The organism is Pseudomonas sp. EA_35y_Pfl2_R5, assembly GCF_963970805.1.
In the GTDB taxonomy this organism is placed as follows: domain Bacteria; phylum Pseudomonadota; class Gammaproteobacteria; order Pseudomonadales; family Pseudomonadaceae; genus Aquipseudomonas.
This window is the reverse complement of record NZ_CAXAOW010000003.1, coordinates 102,394-121,187: the sequence shown is the minus strand read 5'-3', so window position 1 is coordinate 121,187 and position 18,794 is coordinate 102,394. Positions and strand designations below refer to the sequence as shown.

Genomic DNA, 18,794 nt, shown 5'->3' with positions numbered 1-18,794 from the left:
TTCAGTCCGTTAGGCCTTGCGCCACACATTCGCCACCGCGCCACAACCGCCACTCGCCCGGCTGATACAGCGTCCAGCTCTCGTTATCGGTCAGCGGCTCGGTGGCCAAAACGCTGACAACGTCATTGGGCGTGGTTTCCGCCTGGAAATCTACTTGCATATCGGCATCCTTCAAGTGCGCCGGGCCAAACGGCGCGCGTCGGGTGATATGCGCCAGCTTGCTGCTGCAGAAGCTGAACAACCAGTCGCCATCGCTCAGCAGGCAGTTAAATACACCGTGCTGACGATACTCGGCGCAGGCGCTGACCAGAGTCGGCAGCAACCGCTCTACCGCTACCGGCTCGGGAAAGGCATCGCGCAGGCGATTAAGCAGGTCACAGAACGCCGCTTCGCTGTCGGTGTCGCCAATCGGCCGGTAGTTATCCAATTGCGGGGCGAAATCGGACAGTTGGCCGTTATGGGCAAAGCACCAGTTGCGCCCCCACATCTCGCGCACAAACGGATGGGTATTAGCCAGGCAGACGCGGCCGACATTGGCCTGGCGGATATGGCCGATTACCACTTCGCTCTTGATTGGGTAGCGCTGCACCAGCTGCGCCACTTCCGACTCGCTGCTGGCACGCGGGTCCTGAAACAAGCGCAGACCGCGCCCTTCATAAAAGCCAATGCCCCAGCCATCGCGGTGCGGACCGGTACGTCCACCGCGCTGCATCAGGCCAGTAAAACTGAAGACGATATCGGTCGGCACATTGGCGCTCATGCCCAGCAGTTCACACATTGCGTAACGCCTCGCGCAACTGCTGCGCTTCATTTGCCAGACGCGCCTCGATGCGTTTACGCGCCAACGGCAGAAACCGCGTCAGGGCACGCCAGAGCAACTGCGTGACATCGCCGCGGCGTCGTGGAATCAGGTGCAGATGCAGGTGCGGCACATGCTGGTTGGAGGTCGGCCCGTCATTGATCAAAAAATTGATACCCTGCTCGCCATAACCAGCCGCGCGCAAGCCGGCAGCCATGCGTTGCGCCAGCGGCAGCAGCTGCGCACAAGCAGCTGCGGAGAGGTCTTTGAGAAAGGGCGCGTGTTCGCGGCTGACAATCAACACATGGGCCGGACGCAGGGGAAAGATATCCAGCAGGACGATAAAGTGCTCGTCCTCATATATACGCTCAGCAGGCAATCGCTCGGCGGCAATTGCACAGAACACACACGCCATAAACCCCTCCCTAGTCAATGAGAGGCCATGCTGAACGGGTGCGTGCTTTGGCGCAAGGGCAGCGGCGTCGAGCGACGCCGTCTAGGCGACTTACAAACGTGGCTCTACGCGCAGGCGACGGTCGCCACGGGCATCGTAACGGGTGTCGCCGAAACGCTGTTCGTCGCGCGCCATCATCTCGCGCAGGGTCGGCTCGTCAGCAGCAATCGGGGCAGGCCCTTTGCGCGCCTGCCACCAACGTTCCACGGGCCAGCGTACGGCGACAAACAGCAGGTACAGGGTGAACATGATCAGGCCATACATGCTCAGGTCCGCCACCGCGCGCCAGACGTTATTGCCCACGCCCAGTAGCAGATCCATGGCGGTGATCGCTACCGCAGGGGCGAACTGCTCCTTAGCGGGCTCGACGATGGTTGGGCTGAACAGCAGCACCACAACCAGCACACGCAGCGGCTCGCGCACATAGCGCCACATCCAGCCGGTCAGGCGAAACCACACCAATAGGCAGCCAAGGGCAGCCACCAGATAGGCGCTCCAGGCAAGCAGGTAGTCGTTTTCAATCATAAAACGCAAATTCTCTGGCATTGAAGACCAGACGGCGCACGCGCAGAAGTGCACAGATTTCAGCAGCCGACGGGCGAAGTGGCGCTTATGATAACGGCTTTTGCCTGCTTTGAACCTGTTCAAAAGCTCGCGAGCCATAAACATGCAAGACGCTATGTAGTAACAGCCTCCGGCTGGTCAAAACGGCGAGGGCGCGGAGTTTACAAGTTGTAAATGAGCAGTCCTCGCTTCGCTCGCCCTGCGGGCCGCGCTAAAGCGCGTTAGCTACAAGCAGTTTGCCGAGCCTGTTTTTAACGCAGCAGGGCCGACGCGCAGCAGGTTTTGCACAGGTTCTTCGGCGTCCCCGCTGTCGGCCGTCATCTACAGGAGTTGTTTCATGTTACACGCCCCTATCGCCCGCGCCGACAACGCTGCCGACCCATATCGCTGGCTGGAAAACCGCGACAGCGCTGAGGTGCTTGATTACCTCAAGGCGGAAAATGCCTACCTAGAACAGCAGCTCAGGGAGCAACTGCAACTGCGCGAAACACTGTTTCAGGAGATCAAGGGGCGCATACGCGAAACTGACCTCAGCCTGCCGTCGCCCTGGGGGCCATATCTGTATTACCAACGCACCACAGCCGGTGATGAATACCCACGGCATTACCGCTGCCGCAAACCCGCCGATGGATCGCTGACTGTCGACGAGGCCAGCGAGCAGCTGCTGCTCGACCCTAATGCCCTGGCCGATGGTGGCTTTATCTCGCTCGGCGCCTTCAGCATCAGCCCTGACCACCAGCGCCTGGCCTACAGCCTGGACACCAGCGGCGAGGAAACTTACCAGCTGTTTGTCAAAGAGCTGGCCGACGACAGCCTGATCGAGCTGCCGTTCGAGGAATGCGATGGCAGCATGACCTGGGCCAATGACAGCCAAACCCTGTTCTTCGGCGAACTGGACGACACCCACCGGCCGCACAAGCTGTATCGCCACCGCCTCGGCACAGATAGCGCCGAGCTGGTGTTCCATGAACCCGACGGCCGTTTCTTCCTCAGTTGCTATCGCAGCAGCTCCGAGCGCCAGCTGATTCTGCAACTGGGTAGCAAGACCACCAGCGAAGCCTGGGTACTGAACGCTGCTACCCCGCAAGCCGCTTTTAGCTGTGTGGCCCCGCGCGAAGAAGGTCACGAATATGACGTCGACCACGGCACGCTGAATGGCGAGTGGAGCTGGCTGATCCGTAGCAACCAACACGGCATCAACTTCGCCCTGTTCGCTGCCTGCGAAGCAGCGCCGAGCCGCAGCCACTGGCAATTGCTACGCGCCCATGACCCAGAAGTGATGTTGGAAGGCTTTAGCCTTAATCAGCAAGCGTTGGTGCTTAGCCTGCGTGAAGGCGGCTTGCCGATTATCGAAGTGCAGCCGCTGGGGCAAGCGGCCTATCGCGTGCAGCTACCGGACGCCGCCTACAGCCTGTATGTACAAGACAGCCTGGAATTCGACAGCCCCGCGATCCGCCTGCGCTACGAAGCGCTCAATCGCCCGGCGCAGGTACGTCAGCTGGAGCTGGCCACGGGCGAGCAAGTGGTGCTCAAGCAAACTCCGGTACTCGGGCCGTTCGATGCCGACAGCTACGTCAGCCAACGCCTGTGGGCTATAGCCGCCGACGGCAGCCAGGTGCCAATCAGCTTGGTGGCCAAACGCGATGTGCTCGGCACGTCCGCCCCACTCTATCTGTACGGTTATGGCGCTTACGGCGAAAGCCTCGACCCCTGGTTTTCCCATGCGCGTCTGAGTCTGCTGGAGCGCGGTTTTATCTTCGCCATCGCCCATGTGCGTGGCGGCGGCGAGCTGGGCGAAGCCTGGTATCGCGCCGGCAAGCTGGAACACAAGCAGAACTCGTTCAGCGACTTTATCGCCTGCGCCGAACACCTGATCGCGCAGGGTTACACCAGCGCGCAGCAGCTGGTGATCAGCGGCGGCAGCGCCGGCGGTTTGCTGATGGGCGCAGTGCTCAATCAGCGCCCCGAGCTATTCGCTGCCGCTATCGCCGAGGTGCCGTTTGTCGATGTGCTCAACACCATGCAGAACCCCGACCTGCCGCTGACCGTCACCGAATACGACGAATGGGGCGATCCCAACCAGCCCGAGGTGTTCGAACGGATCAAAGCTTATGCACCTTACGAAAACGTCCGAGCCCAAGCCTATCCGGCGATTCTTGCGGTGGCCGGCTACAACGATAGCCGCGTGCAGTACTGGGAAGCCGCCAAATGGGTGGCCAAGCTGCGCGCGCAGAAAGCCGACAGCAATCTGCTGCTGCTGAAAACCGAACTGGATGCCGGCCATGGCGGCATGAGCGGCCGCTACCAGGCCCTCAAGGACGCAGCTCTGGAATACGCCTTTATCCTCAAGGTACTGGGCTTGGTTTGAGAGCCCGCCGCTCTGCCGCACGTTCTTATGCGGGCTAACGGAGCGGCGCAAGCTCAGAGTAATTCGCGCTAAACAGCGGACGTTTAGGGCGAAAAATTACTTGACCGTTCATGCAGATTTAACCTGTCTGACGTGCAAGTTCGGCTAGGCTGAATGACACGCTGGCGTACTGCTATCTCACCCATTCAACTGCCTGCTCACCATGGACGGTCTGTGATGAAAAACTGGAAGATCAGAACCCACCTATTCCTGCTTTCCGGTTGCCTGCTGCTCGGCCTGCTCTGCGTCGGCGGCCTTGGCCTGTATGGCTTGCAGGCCACCGTCAAAGGACTGCAAACGGTTTACCTCGACCGTGTGGTGCCGCTGCGCGACCTCAAGCTGATTGCCGACCTGTACGCCGTCAATATCGTCGATGCAACCCACAAGGCGCGCAGCGGCGAGCTGGATGAAAAAAACGCGCAACAGCTCATCGAACAAGCCCAGGTGCGGATCGAGGAAACCTGGCAGGCGTATCTGGCCACCGAACTAATCCGCGAAGAAAGCCAGCTGATCGAGCAAATCAACCCGCTGATGCAACAGGCCCGGCAACCACTGAATGAGCTGCAAAGCCTGCTCAACCGTGGCGATAAAGCAGCCATCGACGCCTTTGCCAGTCAGCGCCTCTACCCACTGATTGATCCGCTGTCGGAGAAATTTGCCGAACTGATCGACGTGCAACTGCTTGAAGCCAAGCATCAATACCAGCTGGGTGAAGCCGCCTATGCCAGCAACCTCAACCTGAGCATCAGCGTATTGCTGATTGCTCTGCTGATTGGTTTGGCGCAGGTGTTGTATTTTATTCGCCTGATGGGCCGGCAGCTGGGCGCCGAGCCCGGCGAGCTGGAGGAAATCAGCGCGCGCATCGCCGAAGGCCGTCTAGGTGGTGGCAAAAGCCTGGGCAATCAGGTGATGACCGGCGTGATGAAATCCGTGCAGAGCATGCGCCGTGGTCTGCAGGACATGATCGGCAACATTGGCGAAGCCTCCGAGCAGATCGAATGCGCCACCCTGCAACTGGCCGCCTCCTCCGAGCAAGTGCTGACCAGCGCCAACGTGCAGAGCGATACCGCGTCGGCCATGGCTGCCACCGTTGAACAACTGGCGGTGAGCATCAACCATATCGCCGAAAACGCTCAGCAAACCTACGATATGGCCAAAAAAGCCGGCGACATGACCGATGAGGGCATTCAGGTGATGGCCCGAGCCACCACAGAAATGCACAAGATCGCCGAGCTGGTGGCCGAGAGCTCGCAGGATGTCGAAACCCTGGCCGCGCAATCACGCAATATCAGCGCGATTGTCGACGTGATTCGCGGCATTGCCGAACAAACCAACTTGCTCGCCCTCAACGCTGCCATCGAAGCCGCACGTGCCGGCGAGCAAGGCCGCGGCTTTGCCGTGGTCGCCGATGAAGTGCGCAGCCTGGCCGGACGCACCGCCCACTCCACCACTGAAATCATCACCCTGGTCGAGGCCATTCACAGCGGCATGCACAAGGCAAAAAGCAGCATGGCCGCTGGCTGTGAACGGGTCATCATCGGCACTCAGCTGGTCGATCAGGCGGGGAGCTCAATGACGGAAATTCGCCTGGCGCTGAATGAATCGCTGCAGGCCGTCAGCGTGATTTCGCTGTCGCTGCAGGAACAACGCGCCGCCAGCGAACAGGTGGCTATGAGCGTGGAGCGGGTGGCGCAAATCGTCGAAGAAAACTCCGCCGCGCAAGGCGGCATCGTCCAGGCCATCCAGTCCCTGCAAGCCATGTCCGGGCGCTTGCAAGGGGTGATGCGGCGCTTCAGTTTCTAGACCGTCCAGGCCACTCGGCAGCAGGTCGCGAGTGGCGCTGGCGAGCCAAGTGGCAGGCGGCTAAGGTCAATCTATGCGACTGACCTCACGCTACGTTTATCCAGGCTGCCGTCCATGCCCGCCCAATCCCAACTGATTGATGAAATCCGCGACATGCTGCTCGATTGCGGCCTGCTCGACAGCCTCACGCCCAATGAGCTGCTCTGCGCCGCCGGTTATTTCAACCTCAGCAAATGCGCACCAGAAGCAAGCATCTGCCGCGAAGGCGACCCCGGCACCTTTATGTGCATCATCCACGCAGGGGCGGTATCGGTGCGCAAGATCAACTCCAGCGGTGAAACCATCGAACTGGCCAAACTGCGCAAGGGTCGCGCTTTTGGCGAAATGGCGGTACTCGATGGTGAACGCCGCTCGGCCAGCTGTATTGCCGTGAGTGACTGCTGCCTGCTGATGCTGGCAAAGGATTCACTGGACAAGATGCTCGGTGAAGCCCCGAAGACCGCCGCCAAGGTAATTCGCGCCATAGCCATTGCGATGTCCCGACGCTTGCGCATGGCCGATGGGCAGCTGGTTGAGCAGCAGCTCTAGCCGCCTGTAACTCACTCGTCGGCTTTCGGCACGGGTTGCGCATTGCGCTCGCGCTGTTCTCGCAGCAACGGCAGATCTTGATCACGGCGAAGCGGGTTGCTCTCTTGCGGCGCCTGCTTGAGCAGCGGTGGGTTATTGCGGGATGGGGCAGGCAGATGCTGCGGCGCGGTCGGCGGATAGGGCTGCGGCGTGGCCGTCCCTGGGGAGCCTGGTGCAGGCGCAATAGCGGGCATTTTCGGCGATTGCTGAGCCAGCAGCGAAGTACTGGCTAACGTAATCAGAACGAACAGCAGAGTGGTCAGACGCATACGTCTATCTCCCATACAGTTACTGATTTGAGCCTCGGCTATGCCGTTAAGTGCCATATGGGCAGTTCTCACTGACCGCCGGCAGGGCTAGACTGATCGCAAAGCCCCAGCGTACGAGACTCCAGATGAGCAGCAATAACTCCACTTCCGCCACAGGCAAGCTTGATCGCATCCTCGCCGAGGCCCAACGCTCGCGTGAAGAAGGCTACCGCGACAAGGCACTGAAAATGTACCCGCACGTCTGCGGCCGCTGCGCCCGCGAGTTCTCCGGTAAGCGCCTGAGCGAGCTGACCGTGCACCATCGCGACCACAACCACGACAACAACCCGCAGGACGGCTCCAACTGGGAGTTGTTATGCCTGTACTGTCATGACAACGAACATGCGCGTTACACCGACCAGCAGTACTTTAGCGAAGGTTCGCTGAGCACACCGAAGACTGCTCAGGCGACCCATAACCCCTTCGCCGACCTGGCTGCAAGGCTGAAAAAGCAGTAGCGCAAGCCTCTAGAAACCCGCTTGCTGGCGATCTACGGGTTAGTCGCATCGCCAGCAAGCTGACTCCTCCAAAAAATCAGCTCGCTACCATACAGGTATACTCGCGTCTTTTTTGTCGCCCGCACCCTTGGCGCGGCTTCAATCATCCCTTCGAAAATTCTGTGCGAGTGCCACCGTGGCCAACAAGAGATACGCCTGCATCGGCCTGTTCAACCCCAAATCCCCGGAAAACGTCGGCTCAGTGATGCGCGCAGCCGGCTGCTATAGCGCCGCCTCGGTGTTCTACAGCGGCAAACGCTATGCCCGTGCCCGCGACTTTATTACCGACACACAGCGCATCTACATGGATATTCCGCTGATTGGCGTGGAAGACCTGCAGCAGATCATTCCCATCGGCTGTACGCCGGTCGCCGTAGAACTGGTCGAAGGTGGGCGACCATTGCCGCAATACACCCACCCCGACCGCGCCATCTACATCTTCGGCCCCGAAGACGGCTCGCTGAGCAAGGAAGTTCTCGACTGGTGTGAGGACGTAATTTACATCCCTACCCAGGGCTGCATGAACCTCGCCGCCACCGTCAATGTGGTGCTCTACGACCGTATGGCCAAGGGCTTGAACACCAAATCCGGCCTTGGTCTCAAGTAGGCCGTAACCCAGCTGCTACAACCCCGACTTGAGCCGACTAAAGGCGCGGGTCAATGCGCGGTTGAACGCCTTGGCGTTGTCGTTTTTAGTGTATAGCTGCGCACGCACGGCGGCCGGTGGGTAGGTGCCAGGGTCGCCGAGGATGGCTGGATCGACTGTGGCATTCGCCGCCGGCACCGCGTTGGCGTAGTAGATGCTGTTGGTGATCGCGCCGATCACGTCTGGCGTCATCAGGTGGTCCATCAATGCCAGCCCGGCCTCAGGGTGCGGCGCATCCTTGGGAATCACCATCGCATCGAACCAGATCAGCGTGCCTTCACGCGGGATGCTGTAGTGCAGGCTATAGGGCTTGCCCGCCTGCTGCGCCTGGCCGGCGGCGATCGAGACGTTGCCGTTCCACGACATCGCCAAGCAGGTATCGCCATTGGCCAAATCGGTGATATTACGGTCGTTGTCAAAGTAGCGAATCGACGGCCGCACCTTGGCCAGATGCGCCTCGGCCAGTTTCAGATCTTCCAGGCTCTGCTGGTTGATATCCAGGCCCAAGTAACGGAACGCCGCTGCGAACACCTCATTGGGATCGTTGAGAAAACTCACCCCGCAGTCGGTAAACTTGGCCACTACCTGTGGATCGAGCAACATTGCCCAGCTATCAGTCGGCGCATTGGTCATACGCTTGGCGATGGCCTGCTGCTGATAGCCAAAACCCGTGGTGCCCCAGACATACAAACCGGCATAGCGATTGCCTGGATCAAAGGCAGCCATATGCCCGGTGAACTCCGGATCAAGTCCACTGAAATGCGGCAATGCGGCCTTGTTTAGCGGTTGCAGTGCGCCACTCTGGATCGCCCGTTGCAGATGCTGACCCGCCGTCAGCACCAGGTCATAACCGCTGCGTCCGGTAAGCAGTTTGGTCTCCACGGTTTCCAGCGAGTCGAAATGGTCGACCACCACCCTGATCCCGGTTTTCTCCTCGAAACTGCTCAAGGTGTCCGGCGCCAGGTACTCGCCCCAGATAAACAGATTGACCTGCTTCGGAATTTCGGCCGCTAGCACTTGCGCGCTCACGGCCAGGCTCAAGGCCAACAGACTGACATGCATTTTCATCAGAGCCTCCTAGGCGCGCTTGGGCGCGGCGTACTGCGGCATGGTGATGCAGGCAACGTTACCGCCACCGAGCAGGATCTCCCGCGAATTGTCGATGCCGAGGATGCGGTGCTGGGGGAACAGCTCGGCCAGAGTGGCCTGAGCCACGCGGTCGCAGGGGTCGTTGAACAACGGCACGACGATGGCCGAGTTGCCGGCGTAATAGTTGATATAGGAGGCGCAGATCTGCGTCCCAGCCTGACGGGTGTGGGTGGATTCATCCTGATCCAGGCCCTCGGCCTCCTCGGCCGTCCACTCCAGCACGCGCGGCTGCGGCAGCTTGTGTACTTCCAGCGCGCGGCCACGGGCGTCGCGGGTGCTGCGCAGGATGTCGTAGGCCTCCTGGTAGATTTCCCACTGCGGATCAGAGCGATCATCGGTCCACTGCTGCACTACCACGCCGGGGCGGACGAAGCAGGCCAGGTCGTCGATATGGCCGTCGGTTTCATCAAACTTGCAGCCGCGTGGTAGCCAGATCACCTGCTCGGCACCCAGGTAGTCGCTGAGCCTACGAGTCATCTCGTCCTTGCCCAGGTGAGCGTTGCGGTTGCGGTTGAGCAGGCACTGCTCGGTGGTCAGCAGGGTACGTTGGCCATCAGTCTGGATACCGCCCATTTCGGCGATAAAAGGCGCGCGGTAGCGGTCATAACCTTCGATTTCGAGGATCTTCTGCGCGATCTGGTCGTCCTTGTCCCAGGGGTAATACAAGCCGCCATCCAGGCCACCATAGGCGTTGAACTCGAAGTCCACGCCGCGCACCTCGCCACTGTCGTCATTGACCAGAAAGGCCGGGCCGCTGTCGCGGAACCAGGTGTCGTTGCAGGTCATCTCCACCACCCGCACATGGGCCGGCAGCTGGCGACGAGCATTGCCGTACTGGCTGCCCGAGGCGCATACGGTGACCGACTCGCTGCTGGCAATCGCCGTGACGATATCCACCCAGACCTTTTGCGCCGGCTTGGCACCGTTGCGCCACACGTCGGTACGCTCCGGCCAGCCCAGCCAGCAGCCGGCCTTGAGTTCGAATTCGCCGGGCAGACGGAAGCCATCGGCTTTGGGGAGGGAAGTCAGAGAACGCGCCATCGAATGCACCTTATGCCTGTGGGGGAGATGGCCACACAGTACGCGGCGCTTTAGCCGGGCTTCCAACGACGATTATTGCGGAATAGCTGAAATCAATTCATCAGTCAGCCAGGTGATCACCCAGCCAATCTAAGAAGTTCGCCACCGCCGGTTTCTCCAGACGAATGCGTTCGCAGACCAGCGCATACTGCCCAAGCGCTGCCACACTGGCGTTAAACGGCCGCACCAGACGGCCGCTGGCCAAGTCTTCGGCAGCGGTGAGATTGTCGCCCATGGCCACGCCCTGCCCTTGCGCCGCGGCTTCCAGCGCCAGGCCCGCGTGCCCCAGATATAGATGACGCGCCGGCTGAATATCACCGGCATGGGTGGTCAGCCAGGCGGTCCAGGTCTTGCCGTCCTGATCATCGTGCAGCAGGCCGTGGCGGGCCAGATCACGCGGATGTTTAAGGCCACCCTGGTTGAACAGGCTGGGGCTGCACACCGGAAAGAACTGCAGGGTCGGCAGCGGCCGCACGAAGTAGGCACTGGCATCCTCGGGCCCGGTGCCATAAGTGATCGCCAGATCGATATCCGGGCTCGGCAGACTGGCTTCCAGCGGCTGTTCGTGCAGATGCAGGGTGATCTGCGGATAGCGGTCGCTGAAGTCGGCCAGCCGGCTGACCAGCCACTTCTGCGCCAGCTCGGGCGTTACCGCGATACGTAGCACCGCCTGCGAGCCAGGATCGCGCAGCTCATCACACGCCTCACCGATCAGTTCGAAAGCCTGCTGCAAGCGCTGCAGCAAACGCCGCGCGGCAGGCGTCGGTACGACTTGGCGCCCTTCGCGGGCAAACAGCGGCGTGCCGAGCTGTTCTTCCAGCTGGCGGATCTGGTGACTGACTGCGCTGTCGGTGACGCATAGCTCGGCCGCCGCCCGCCCAAAGTGGGCGTGGCGGGCGGCGCACTCGAAGGTGCGCAAGGCAGTGAGAGACGGTAGGCGGCGCATGCGGGGCTCCAGGTCGGCAACTGCGCCGCATGCTTACCCAGGGGCGGGGCTAGCGCAACAGCTTGTTATCCAGCACGTCGGAGGCGCCGCCCATGACGTTTTCGCTGATCTCGATAAAATCCTGGGTGGTTGCTTTGTCCAGGCGCATCAGGCCGCGGGTTACGTCATCCAGCGAACGCGGCTGGGTGGTGCCTTTGGTGGCCTGGCGGATTTCCCGATCCAGCTCCTGTAGCAGCAACACCGCGCGGGCGGTCACCGGGCCGCTGGAGTCGTCGGTGCGCAGACTTTTGACCGGTTTACTCCAGCGGATCAGTTGCTCGCGGATTTTCTGGTAACGCTCCTCACTGAGGCCCCCGGCGCGACGCATCAGCTCGATGGCGTAGTACTCGGCCAGGCCTTCGGTGATCCAGTCACTGCGATCACGCGTCTTGATCCGGCTGAACACATGCACCAGTTCGTGCACCAGGGAACTGGTGCCGTTCTCGCTGACCAGCGGGCGGGCGCTGTGCATGTAGTAGGAATTGGTGGCCGACAGGCCGCCGCGCCACATCGGGTCGCCGGCGCCGACAATCAGCAGCTTGGCCGGGTCGCGCGGAAACACTTCCTGGGCATGCGGCCAGATAAAGGTCAGCAGGGTCATCACATCCATACGGCGCATGCCCTCGCCCACTGGCGCGGCGATGGCCACATCGGTTTCACCCAGTTTGGCGCGGCGCGTACCGACCTTGCCGGCCACCATCCAGCCAGTCGGGCGATCGAACTTGCGCTGTGGGTTGTCGATGCGGAATTTGTTCTTGCCGATACGCGGCCAGCCGGTTTCGACGCTCTTCCAGCCCTTGGGCAGGTCGAATTGCAGACGCGAGACCAACTCGGTTTTATCTTCCTGACGCAGCTTGACCGCCGGCACCAGGTCATCCCCGCGCAACAGAGCCCAGTCCTTGGTGATCCGCGCATCAAAGCGTCCCGCGCTGCGCTCATGATTGATACGCACGCGGTAAGTCAGGGTTGACTTACCTTTGCCCGGTTTCCAGGTGCCCTGCTCAGGGCTGTTCTGTGTCCACTCGCCGTCGGCCTTGAAGTCGCTGTAGGCGCCCTGCTCACCCAGGTTGAACGCCAGGCTGATCACTCGCGCGCCGTCTTCCAGGGTCAGGCTGACTTCGGCCTGCTCAGCGTCTGGCAGAAAGCGTACGCGGTAATCCAGATCGACCTTCTTCGCCCATAGCGGCGTGCTCAGGCTCAGCAAAACAACGGACAGCAGCAAACGGCGCATCAACATGGCAAGGCTCCACAGTGCAATTGAATGGTTCAGGCGAGTTTAGGCTGGCATTTGCAGGCGAGGTTCAGAGGATGCTTACAAACGTAGCGAGCGACGGCCAAGCAAGGCGCTACGTTAGTAACAGCCTCCGGCTGGTCAAGAAGCCGAAAAAGCGGAGTGTACGAGTTGTACATGAGCATTACTCGTTTCACTCGCCCTTCGGGTCGCGCTAAAGCGCGTTAGCCGCAAGCGGTTTGTTGAGGCTAATTTCAACGCAGAATGGCCGAGCGCAGTAGTTTGTAAACATCCTCTCAGCCGGCGCGGAAGATCATATGATCTTCCCACTCATCCTCGGCCACGCTGTTTTCGCTAAGCATGCGCCCAGCCTGGGAAATGCGCTGTTTGTGCACCTGCTCCGGGTCGCCGCACACCAGGTGGTGCCAGAGCAGCAGATCCTTGCCCTCACTGACCAGGCGGTAGGCGCAGGTCGGTGGCAGCCACTGGAATTGGTCGGCCTGGGCCGGGGTGAGCTGGATGCAATCGGCAACGAATTTGCGCCGGTTGCTGTAGTCGGTGCAGCGGCAGGTCTGCAGGTCCAGCAGTTTGCAGGCGATGCGCGTGTAATACACGCTGCCATCGTCCTCATCCTCGAGTTTCTGCAGGCAGCACAGGCCGCAGCCATCGCACAGCGATTCCCACTCGTCCTGATCCAGCTGTTCGAGGGTTTTGCGTTTCCAGAAGGGTTCGACTTTGGCGGCCATGGCGAGGGTACGGTGAGGGGCGAAAAGGCCGGCAGTCTAGCGGCTGGGCCGGCGGCGGCCAAGGGTGGCGAGCCGAATGGTCTAGAGAATCTGTTTACGATCTGCTGCGCGTCGGCCCTGCTGCGTTAAACACAGGTTCGGATGCTCATGTACAACTCGTACACTCCGCGTCCTCACCTGTGTTTGCCTTGCAGAACTCTAGCTCGCGAGATCGTAAACAGATTCTAGAAACATCAATAACCGCGAGCAAAGTCCACCTGCCCACGCAGTGCAGAACCTGCCTGCCAGCGCGCCAGATTATCGACAAACAGCTGCACCAGCAGACGCGGATCAGTCGGCGCCGAGCTATGCCCGGTCAGCAACAGACGCGGCGCATCCCAAAATGGGTGGCCAGCAGGCAGCGGCTCTTCACGGCAGACATCAATCACCGCACCTGCCAGTTGCCCCTGTTGCAAGGCGCTGACCAGCGCCTGATCGACCACCGCCACACCGCGCCCGGCATTGATAAACAGCGCGCTGGGCTTGCAGGCGGCGAATAGCGCTGCGTCGTAAACATCACGGGTGGCTGGCGTATCCGGCAGCAGGTTGATCAGGTAATCGGCCTCGCCCACCAGGCGCGGCAGCTCGTCGAGCCCCGCCACCTGACGGAACAGCGGCAGGTGGCGCGGGCTGCTGGCGATGCCGAGCAGCTCGGTGCCGAACGGTGCGAGAAACTGCGCCACGCTCAGGCCGATATCACCGGTGCCGACGATCAGTACCTTGCGCCCGGCCAGGCTGCGCGGCAGCCGATTGTCCCAGCGCTGCTCGACCTGAGCGGCCAGACGCGCCAGCAACTGGCGCTCATGGGCCAGCAGATGGCACAGCACATACTCGGCCATTACCTGACCGAAAATGCCCACGGCGCGGGTTAGCGCGTAATCCGTTGGTAAGTCCTTGGCGAGCAGCGGCGTAATGCCCGCCCAGGTCGATTGCAGCCACTGGGGTTTAGCGCCTTGGCGCAGCAGCGGCGCGAGCAGATCCGGCTGGCCCAGCCATAACGGGCAGCTCGCCGCGTATTTGGCCAACTCGGCCGGCCGATCGCTGCCGCACAGCTCAAGCTCAGGAGCCTGCAGGCGCAGCAGTTCGGCATACAGCGCGTGCTCGGCTTCGCCAATCAATACACGCAGTGGGGCATTCGCAGTGGCGGGCATGGCAGTTACATCGGGTCGTTACGGCGCAGCAACTCGTCCGGCAGATGCTCGATGTATTCATCTTCCGGTGGCGGCATCTGCAGGTGGTAGCCCTGCTCGTCGAGGTTGGCCAGCACCTTGTGGATGTCTTCGCGAGCCAGAACGCGCTCAGGGGTCAGCACCATCTCGAAGGCCAGGGCCGGCGGGCCGAAAGCCAGCAGTAGGTTCTCCGGCACGCGTTTGAGGCCATCGCTGCGCAGCACATAGAGGTACATCTCGCTCTTGCGTGGGCTTTTGTAGATTGAGCAGATACGTTTCACGCGGACTCTCCGGTTGCAGCCAGGCAATCAAGCAGCGCCTGACCCATCAATTCACGCCGCCAGCCGCGCAGCGACTCCGGCAGCTGGTAGGGCCCATTCGGGTAGCCGGTTTTCAGCAGGGCTTCGAGGGTTTTCTTGCGCAGCATCAGCTCCGGGGCGATGTTCAGCCGCTCGCCTTCGCGCTGACCAATGGCGCGCAGTTTTTTCAGCAGGCTCGTGGCTTCCAGCGGCAAGGGCTCGGGCAAGGCTTCGGGCCAATCCTCAGCCGGGGTAGCTGCCGCCTGCTTGATCAGTTGCAGAATAAATTCGCCGTCCTGGCGCACGGTTTTCGGGTGCATGTCCTCGATCCGTGCCAGGGCCACCAGGTTGTCCGGCTGGGTACGCGCCAATGGCCACAACGAATGCTCACGGATAATCCGGTTGCGCGGCAGGTTGCGCTTGCGCGCCTGGCCTTCACGCCAGGTGCACAGCGCTTTCAGCACGGCCAACTGTTGCCGGGAGAGTTTCCAGGCCAGCTTGGCTTCACGGTAGGCCAACTCGGGATCGACTTCGCGTTTGAGGTTGTTGACCAGCTCGGCACCATCCTCCAGCACCCAGGCGTATTTCTCGTCGGACAGCTGCGCCTTGAGCTGTGCATACACCTCAGCAAGGTGCAACACGTCTTCGGCGGCATAACTGACCTGGGTGGCCGACAAGGGCCGCTGCAGCCAGTCGGAGCGGGTCTCACCCTTGGGCAGCTCGATATTCAGCACCGCCTGCACCAGGCGCGAATAGCCCATGGAGAAACCCAGGTTGAGGTAACCAGCCGCCAGTTGGGTGTCGAACAGCGGCGTGGGCAGGCTGCCAGTCAGACGTAGGAAGACTTCCAGGTCTTCGCTGCAGGCATGCAGCACCTTGACCACGGCAGGGTCCTGCAGCAGCTCGGCAAAGGGCGCCCAGTCGCTGATCAACAGCGGATCGATCAGGTAAGCCCGCTCGCCTTCGCTGACCTGCAGCAGGCCAGCAATCGGGTAAAAGGTGTCGACCCGCATAAACTCGGTATCGACCGCCACAAACGCCAGCGTGCGCCAGGCTGCACAATGCTGCGCCAGGCTGGCGTCATCACCAATCCACTGAATATCAATCGCCACGCGGCTCTCCCATCAAGAATGCCGCGCAGTATATATGCCCGGACACCGTGCCGGGCATTTGCCGGCCATTTACCCCCGGGGCATCACAGATGCAAATGAACCCTGTAATCTGGCCGGCGCTTACATCTGCTCACCTTCATCACAGGGAATAACAACAATGAAGACACTGTTTGGCCTGCTTGTGGCCTTGATTGCTGCGGCGGCGATCTACCTCGCCGTCACGCCCAGCCCGATTGATCCATTGGCCTGGGAAGCCCCGGCCATCCCGCCGATGACCGGCGTACTGGAACCCAACGACACCCTGATGAAGGCCGAACTGCTCGGCCGCGGCCAGGTGCATGGCCCGGAAGACACTGCCGTAGACGCCCAGGGCCTGGTGTACGCCGGCCTGCATGACGGCAGAATCGTGCGCATCAAAGCCGATGGCAACATGGAAACCTTTGTCGACACCAAAGGCCGCCCGCTGGGCATGGACTTTGACACCGCCGGCAACCTGATCGTCGCCGACGCTTACAAGGGCTTGCTCAGCATCGACACCCAGGGACAGATCAAGGTACTGACCACCGAAGCCGAAGGCGTAGCCTTCAAGTTCACCGACGATCTGGATATCGCCCGCGACGGCACCATCTACTTCAGCGATGCCAGCCAGCGTTTCGAACAGCCCGACTATCTGCTCGACCTGCTCGAAGCCCGCCCCCATGGCCGCCTGCTCAGCTACAACCCGGCCAACGGCGAAACCAAGGTGCTGCTCAAGGACCTGTATTTCGCCAACGGTGTGGCGCTGTCGGCCAATGAGGACTTCGTGCTGGTCAACGAAACCTACCGCTACCGCATCACCCGTTACTGGCTGAGCGGCGACAAGGCCGGCACCCACGATATCTTTATCGACAACCTGCCGGGCCTGCCGGACAACCTGCAGGGCGACCGCAACGGCACCTTCTGGGTGGCCCTGCCGACCCCGCGCAAAGCCGACGCCGACATGCTGCACCGCTCGCCGTGGGCGAAAGCGCAACTGGCCAAACTGCCGCGCGCCTTCTGGCCCAAGGCCGTGCCTTACGGTTTTGCCATCGCCCTCAACGAGCAAGGCGAAATCACCCAGAGCCTGCACGACACCAGCGGCACCCACCTGCGCATGATCACCTCGGTCAAACCGGTGGGCGACTATCTGTACTTTGGCAGCCTGGACAACGACCGCATCGGCAAACTAAAGCTTCGCTAAGCAACCCACACAAAAAAAGCCCGCGCAACTGCTTAGCTGCGCGGGCTTTTTTGTGTTCGGCATGTGCCTATTTGATCTTTTCCGCGATCCATATGGTATGCCGGGTGCCCTTGTTGCCATGGGCATAGACCTGCACTTCTTCGACCTTGAAACCGGCCTTGCGCACCTTGTCGCTAAATACTCGATCGGCACTCGCCGACCACACCGCCAGCACGCCCTTGTTGCGCAGCGCCTGGTAGCAGCGCTGCAGGCCCTGGGCGGAATACAGCCAGCTATTGCGTTTCTGGGTCAGGCCTTCGGGGCCGTTGTCGACATCCAGCATGATTGCGTCATAACGCTGATCGGCGCTCTTCAAGCAATTGGCCACGTCGTCCTGAATCACTCGGGTACGCGAGTCGAGGATCGGGTAACCGGCCTTGGCGCCCAGCGGGCCGCGGTTCCACTCCACCACTCCAGGCACCAGCTCGGCCACTTCCACTTCGGCGGTCTTGCCCAGGTTCTGCAATGCAGCGGCCAGGGTAAAACCCATTCCCAGACCTCCGATCAATACCCGCGAATCCGGCCGTCCGGCGACCTTCTTGCAGGGAATTGCCGCCAACGCATCTTCAGAACCATGCATGCGTGTGTTCATCAGCTGACCGCCATCGCCGCCAGCAATCTTGATCACAAAATCCTCACCATACTCAAACAGGCACAGAGCGCCCGAACCATCGGGAATCGGGGCGGTATCGAGCAATACAAAGCGCTTCATGGTGATCTCGTGGGGAGGGAGTGCAATAAGGAGAGGCGAACGATACAGCAGGCGCAGCTCAACCCCCAGTCAGCATATGCCCGACGATACCGAGCATGAAACCCAGCAGCGCGCCGAGCGACGGCGCCCAATGCTTGTTCAGCTTGGCCTGAGGGGCGATATCCTGAAACACCGAATAGAGAATACCGCCAGCAGCGAACAACATCACCGCCGCAACCACTTGCGGCGAATCATCCAACCATAAATAGCCGGATACGCCAGCAGCTGGCCCAAGCAATGCGACTGCGGCAAACAGCGAAAGCAGGCGTGTGCGACTGTAGCCGCTCGATTGGCTCATCTCGCGATAAGCATTGAAACCCTCCGGCAGGTTCTGCATCGCCATCAGGATGGCCAACAACATCGCACCCTTGCCGCCATGGGCAAACGCGGCACCCAGAGCCAGGGATTCAGGAATGAAGTCAGTCAACATCGCAGCCAACTGGCTGGCGGGAGTGTTCATCCGATCAAGCAGGATATCCAGCCCCATAAAGGCAGCGCCGCCGACGCAGAACCACAGAGCGGCCGCAGCCGGCTCAAAGCGCACAATCGCTTGCGGCACCAGCACCAGCGCGACCGCAGCCAACAGCGCACCGCCACCGAAAGCAACCACCCCGTGGCGTAGCTCACTTTCCAACCAGCGCGGACGGATACGTTCGACACTGGCAAAACCCGCGCCGAGTGGCATTGCCATGCCGGCCAACAAGGTATAAGCCACCACCATAAAAAGGGAATCCATGGTCATCTCGCCTGCCAGTCAGAGGCTATCAATATCCCCAATTACGCCGCTAACTCAAGCGCAGGCATCCATCGACGCAGATTGATAACGACATCGGCTACCAAGCCGTGGCAACTTCGAACCAATGCCGATTA

The 18,794-nt window shown here is 61.0% G+C and carries 20 protein-coding genes and 1 pseudogene; 7 read left to right on the top strand and 14 right to left on the bottom strand.

The genetic code is table 11. The features are described from left to right. Position 1: 1 nt before the first annotated feature. The 3 genes from AACX99_RS07805 to AACX99_RS07795 all read right to left on the bottom strand — a co-directional run bounded on the left by AACX99_RS07805 (position 2) and on the right by AACX99_RS07795 (position 1,778). A complete protein-coding gene (locus AACX99_RS07805) occupies positions 2-778 on the bottom strand; it encodes a class II glutamine amidotransferase (RefSeq protein ID WP_339410782.1) in 777 nt (258 codons plus the stop codon). Beyond that, positions 771-1,214: an HIT family protein gene (locus AACX99_RS07800; protein ID WP_339410780.1), complete on the bottom strand. Its 444-nt coding sequence runs from the start codon at positions 1,212-1,214 to the stop codon at positions 771-773. The genes AACX99_RS07805 and AACX99_RS07800 overlap by 8 nt, the downstream gene beginning before the upstream one ends. A gap of 90 nt (positions 1,215-1,304) precedes the next feature. Continuing rightward, positions 1,305-1,778, bottom strand: coding sequence for an MFS transporter (locus AACX99_RS07795; protein WP_339410779.1), 474 nt, complete (start codon positions 1,776-1,778; stop codon positions 1,305-1,307). A gap of 376 nt (positions 1,779-2,154) precedes the next feature. Here AACX99_RS07795 and AACX99_RS07790 point away from each other — a divergent pair, with 376 nt between their 5' ends. The 4 genes and pseudogenes from AACX99_RS07790 (at position 2,155) to AACX99_RS07780 (ending at position 6,615) form a co-directional block, all read left to right on the top strand. Continuing rightward, positions 2,155-4,185, top strand: coding sequence for a S9 family peptidase (locus AACX99_RS07790; protein WP_339410778.1), 2,031 nt, complete (start codon positions 2,155-2,157; stop codon positions 4,183-4,185). 153 nt (positions 4,186-4,338) lie between these two features. Further along, a pseudogene (locus tag AACX99_RS22170) lies at positions 4,339-4,929 on the top strand (Tar ligand binding domain-containing protein); the annotation flags it as partial. A gap of 102 nt (positions 4,930-5,031) precedes the next feature. Beyond that, positions 5,032-6,027 carry a methyl-accepting chemotaxis protein gene (locus AACX99_RS22165; protein ID WP_445261853.1) on the top strand — a complete coding sequence of 332 codons (996 nt, stop codon included), beginning with the start codon at positions 5,032-5,034 and terminating at the stop codon, positions 6,025-6,027. 114 nt (positions 6,028-6,141) lie between these two features. After that, positions 6,142-6,615: a cyclic nucleotide-binding domain-containing protein gene (locus AACX99_RS07780; RefSeq protein WP_339410776.1), complete on the top strand. Its 474-nt coding sequence runs from the start codon at positions 6,142-6,144 to the stop codon at positions 6,613-6,615. Between the two features lie 11 nt (positions 6,616-6,626). Here the strand turns inward: AACX99_RS07780 and AACX99_RS07775 are convergent, their stop codons facing one another. Further along, positions 6,627-6,923 carry a hypothetical protein gene (locus AACX99_RS07775; RefSeq protein ID WP_339410775.1) on the bottom strand — a complete coding sequence of 99 codons (297 nt, stop codon included), beginning with the start codon at positions 6,921-6,923 and terminating at the stop codon, positions 6,627-6,629. A gap of 125 nt (positions 6,924-7,048) precedes the next feature. Here AACX99_RS07775 and AACX99_RS07770 point away from each other — a divergent pair, with 125 nt between their 5' ends. Together AACX99_RS07770 and AACX99_RS07765 are read left to right on the top strand one after the other, a co-directional pair. Next, the gene (locus AACX99_RS07770; RefSeq protein ID WP_339410773.1) at positions 7,049-7,420 is read left to right on the top strand and encodes a YajD family HNH nuclease; all 372 of its coding nucleotides are present in this window, start codon (positions 7,049-7,051) and stop codon (positions 7,418-7,420) included. Positions 7,421-7,595: 175 nt separating this feature from the next. After that, positions 7,596-8,066: an RNA methyltransferase gene (locus AACX99_RS07765; protein WP_339410772.1), complete on the top strand. Its 471-nt coding sequence runs from the start codon at positions 7,596-7,598 to the stop codon at positions 8,064-8,066. Positions 8,067-8,081: 15 nt separating this feature from the next. Here the strand turns inward: AACX99_RS07765 and AACX99_RS07760 are convergent, their stop codons facing one another. The 8 genes from AACX99_RS07760 to rnd form a co-directional block, all read right to left on the bottom strand. Next, a complete protein-coding gene (locus tag AACX99_RS07760) occupies positions 8,082-9,173 on the bottom strand; it encodes an extracellular solute-binding protein (protein ID WP_339410771.1) in 1,092 nt (363 codons plus the stop codon). Positions 9,174-9,182: 9 nt separating this feature from the next. Beyond that, positions 9,183-10,295 carry an agmatine deiminase gene (gene aguA / locus AACX99_RS07755; protein ID WP_339410770.1) on the bottom strand — a complete coding sequence of 371 codons (1,113 nt, stop codon included), beginning with the start codon at positions 10,293-10,295 and terminating at the stop codon, positions 9,183-9,185. A 100-nt stretch (positions 10,296-10,395) separates the two neighbouring features. Then, positions 10,396-11,280: a LysR substrate-binding domain-containing protein gene (locus AACX99_RS07750; RefSeq protein WP_339410769.1), complete on the bottom strand. Its 885-nt coding sequence runs from the start codon at positions 11,278-11,280 to the stop codon at positions 10,396-10,398. 49 nt (positions 11,281-11,329) lie between these two features. Then, positions 11,330-12,556 carry a hypothetical protein gene (locus AACX99_RS07745; RefSeq protein ID WP_339410768.1) on the bottom strand — a complete coding sequence of 409 codons (1,227 nt, stop codon included), beginning with the start codon at positions 12,554-12,556 and terminating at the stop codon, positions 11,330-11,332. A 290-nt stretch (positions 12,557-12,846) separates the two neighbouring features. Next, on the bottom strand, positions 12,847-13,296 hold the full coding sequence (locus tag AACX99_RS07740; protein ID WP_160087331.1) for a YcgN family cysteine cluster protein: 450 nt from the start codon (positions 13,294-13,296) through the stop codon (positions 12,847-12,849). A gap of 233 nt (positions 13,297-13,529) precedes the next feature. Beyond that, positions 13,530-14,462 carry a D-2-hydroxyacid dehydrogenase gene (locus AACX99_RS07735; protein ID WP_339411450.1) on the bottom strand — a complete coding sequence of 311 codons (933 nt, stop codon included), beginning with the start codon at positions 14,460-14,462 and terminating at the stop codon, positions 13,530-13,532. 29 nt (positions 14,463-14,491) lie between these two features. After that, a complete protein-coding gene (locus tag AACX99_RS07730) occupies positions 14,492-14,785 on the bottom strand; it encodes a YcgL domain-containing protein (protein ID WP_170048768.1) in 294 nt (97 codons plus the stop codon). Continuing rightward, positions 14,782-15,915 carry a ribonuclease D gene (gene rnd, locus AACX99_RS07725; RefSeq protein ID WP_339410765.1) on the bottom strand — a complete coding sequence of 378 codons (1,134 nt, stop codon included), beginning with the start codon at positions 15,913-15,915 and terminating at the stop codon, positions 14,782-14,784. Before rnd ends, AACX99_RS07730 begins: the two co-directional genes overlap by 4 nt. Positions 15,916-16,072: 157 nt before the next feature. Between rnd and AACX99_RS07720 the strand changes: the two genes are divergently transcribed. Further along, positions 16,073-17,134 (top strand): SMP-30/gluconolactonase/LRE family protein, encoded by a 1,062-nt coding sequence (locus tag AACX99_RS07720; protein ID WP_339410764.1) that lies wholly within the window; start codon positions 16,073-16,075, stop codon positions 17,132-17,134. Between the two features lie 67 nt (positions 17,135-17,201). Here AACX99_RS07720 and AACX99_RS07715 read toward each other — a convergent pair whose 3' ends face one another. Next, positions 17,202-17,885, bottom strand: coding sequence for an MnmC family methyltransferase (locus AACX99_RS07715; protein WP_339410763.1), 684 nt, complete (start codon positions 17,883-17,885; stop codon positions 17,202-17,204). A 58-nt stretch (positions 17,886-17,943) separates the two neighbouring features. After that, complete coding sequence (locus AACX99_RS07710) at positions 17,944-18,660, bottom strand: ZIP family metal transporter (protein WP_339410762.1); 717 nt, start codon at positions 18,658-18,660, stop codon at positions 17,944-17,946. Between the last annotated feature and the right edge of the window lie 134 nt (positions 18,661-18,794).

Coding starts and splice junctions, on each gene's coding strand:
- AACX99_RS07720 (WP_339410764.1), top strand. CDS start 16,073: ATGAAGACACTGTTTGGCCTGCTTGTGGCCTTGATTGCTGCGGCGGCG.
- AACX99_RS07740 (WP_160087331.1), bottom strand. CDS start 13,296: ATGGCCGCCAAAGTCGAACCCTTCTGGAAACGCAAAACCCTCGAACAG.
- AACX99_RS07775 (WP_339410775.1), bottom strand. CDS start 6,923: ATGCGTCTGACCACTCTGCTGTTCGTTCTGATTACGTTAGCCAGTACT.
- AACX99_RS22165 (WP_445261853.1), top strand. CDS start 5,032: ATGGGCCGGCAGCTGGGCGCCGAGCCCGGCGAGCTGGAGGAAATCAGC.
- AACX99_RS07795 (WP_339410779.1), bottom strand. CDS start 1,778: ATGATTGAAAACGACTACCTGCTTGCCTGGAGCGCCTATCTGGTGGCT.
- AACX99_RS07760 (WP_339410771.1), bottom strand. CDS start 9,173: ATGAAAATGCATGTCAGTCTGTTGGCCTTGAGCCTGGCCGTGAGCGCG.
- AACX99_RS07800 (WP_339410780.1), bottom strand. CDS start 1,214: ATGGCGTGTGTGTTCTGTGCAATTGCCGCCGAGCGATTGCCTGCTGAG.
- aguA (WP_339410770.1), bottom strand. CDS start 10,295: ATGGCGCGTTCTCTGACTTCCCTCCCCAAAGCCGATGGCTTCCGTCTG.
- AACX99_RS07710 (WP_339410762.1), bottom strand. CDS start 18,660: ATGGATTCCCTTTTTATGGTGGTGGCTTATACCTTGTTGGCCGGCATG.
- AACX99_RS07790 (WP_339410778.1), top strand. CDS start 2,155: ATGTTACACGCCCCTATCGCCCGCGCCGACAACGCTGCCGACCCATAT.
- AACX99_RS07750 (WP_339410769.1), bottom strand. CDS start 11,280: ATGCGCCGCCTACCGTCTCTCACTGCCTTGCGCACCTTCGAGTGCGCC.
- AACX99_RS07805 (WP_339410782.1), bottom strand. CDS start 778: ATGTGTGAACTGCTGGGCATGAGCGCCAATGTGCCGACCGATATCGTC.
- AACX99_RS07780 (WP_339410776.1), top strand. CDS start 6,142: ATGCCCGCCCAATCCCAACTGATTGATGAAATCCGCGACATGCTGCTC.
- AACX99_RS07745 (WP_339410768.1), bottom strand. CDS start 12,556: ATGTTGATGCGCCGTTTGCTGCTGTCCGTTGTTTTGCTGAGCCTGAGC.
- AACX99_RS07715 (WP_339410763.1), bottom strand. CDS start 17,885: ATGAAGCGCTTTGTATTGCTCGATACCGCCCCGATTCCCGATGGTTCG.
- AACX99_RS07770 (WP_339410773.1), top strand. CDS start 7,049: ATGAGCAGCAATAACTCCACTTCCGCCACAGGCAAGCTTGATCGCATC.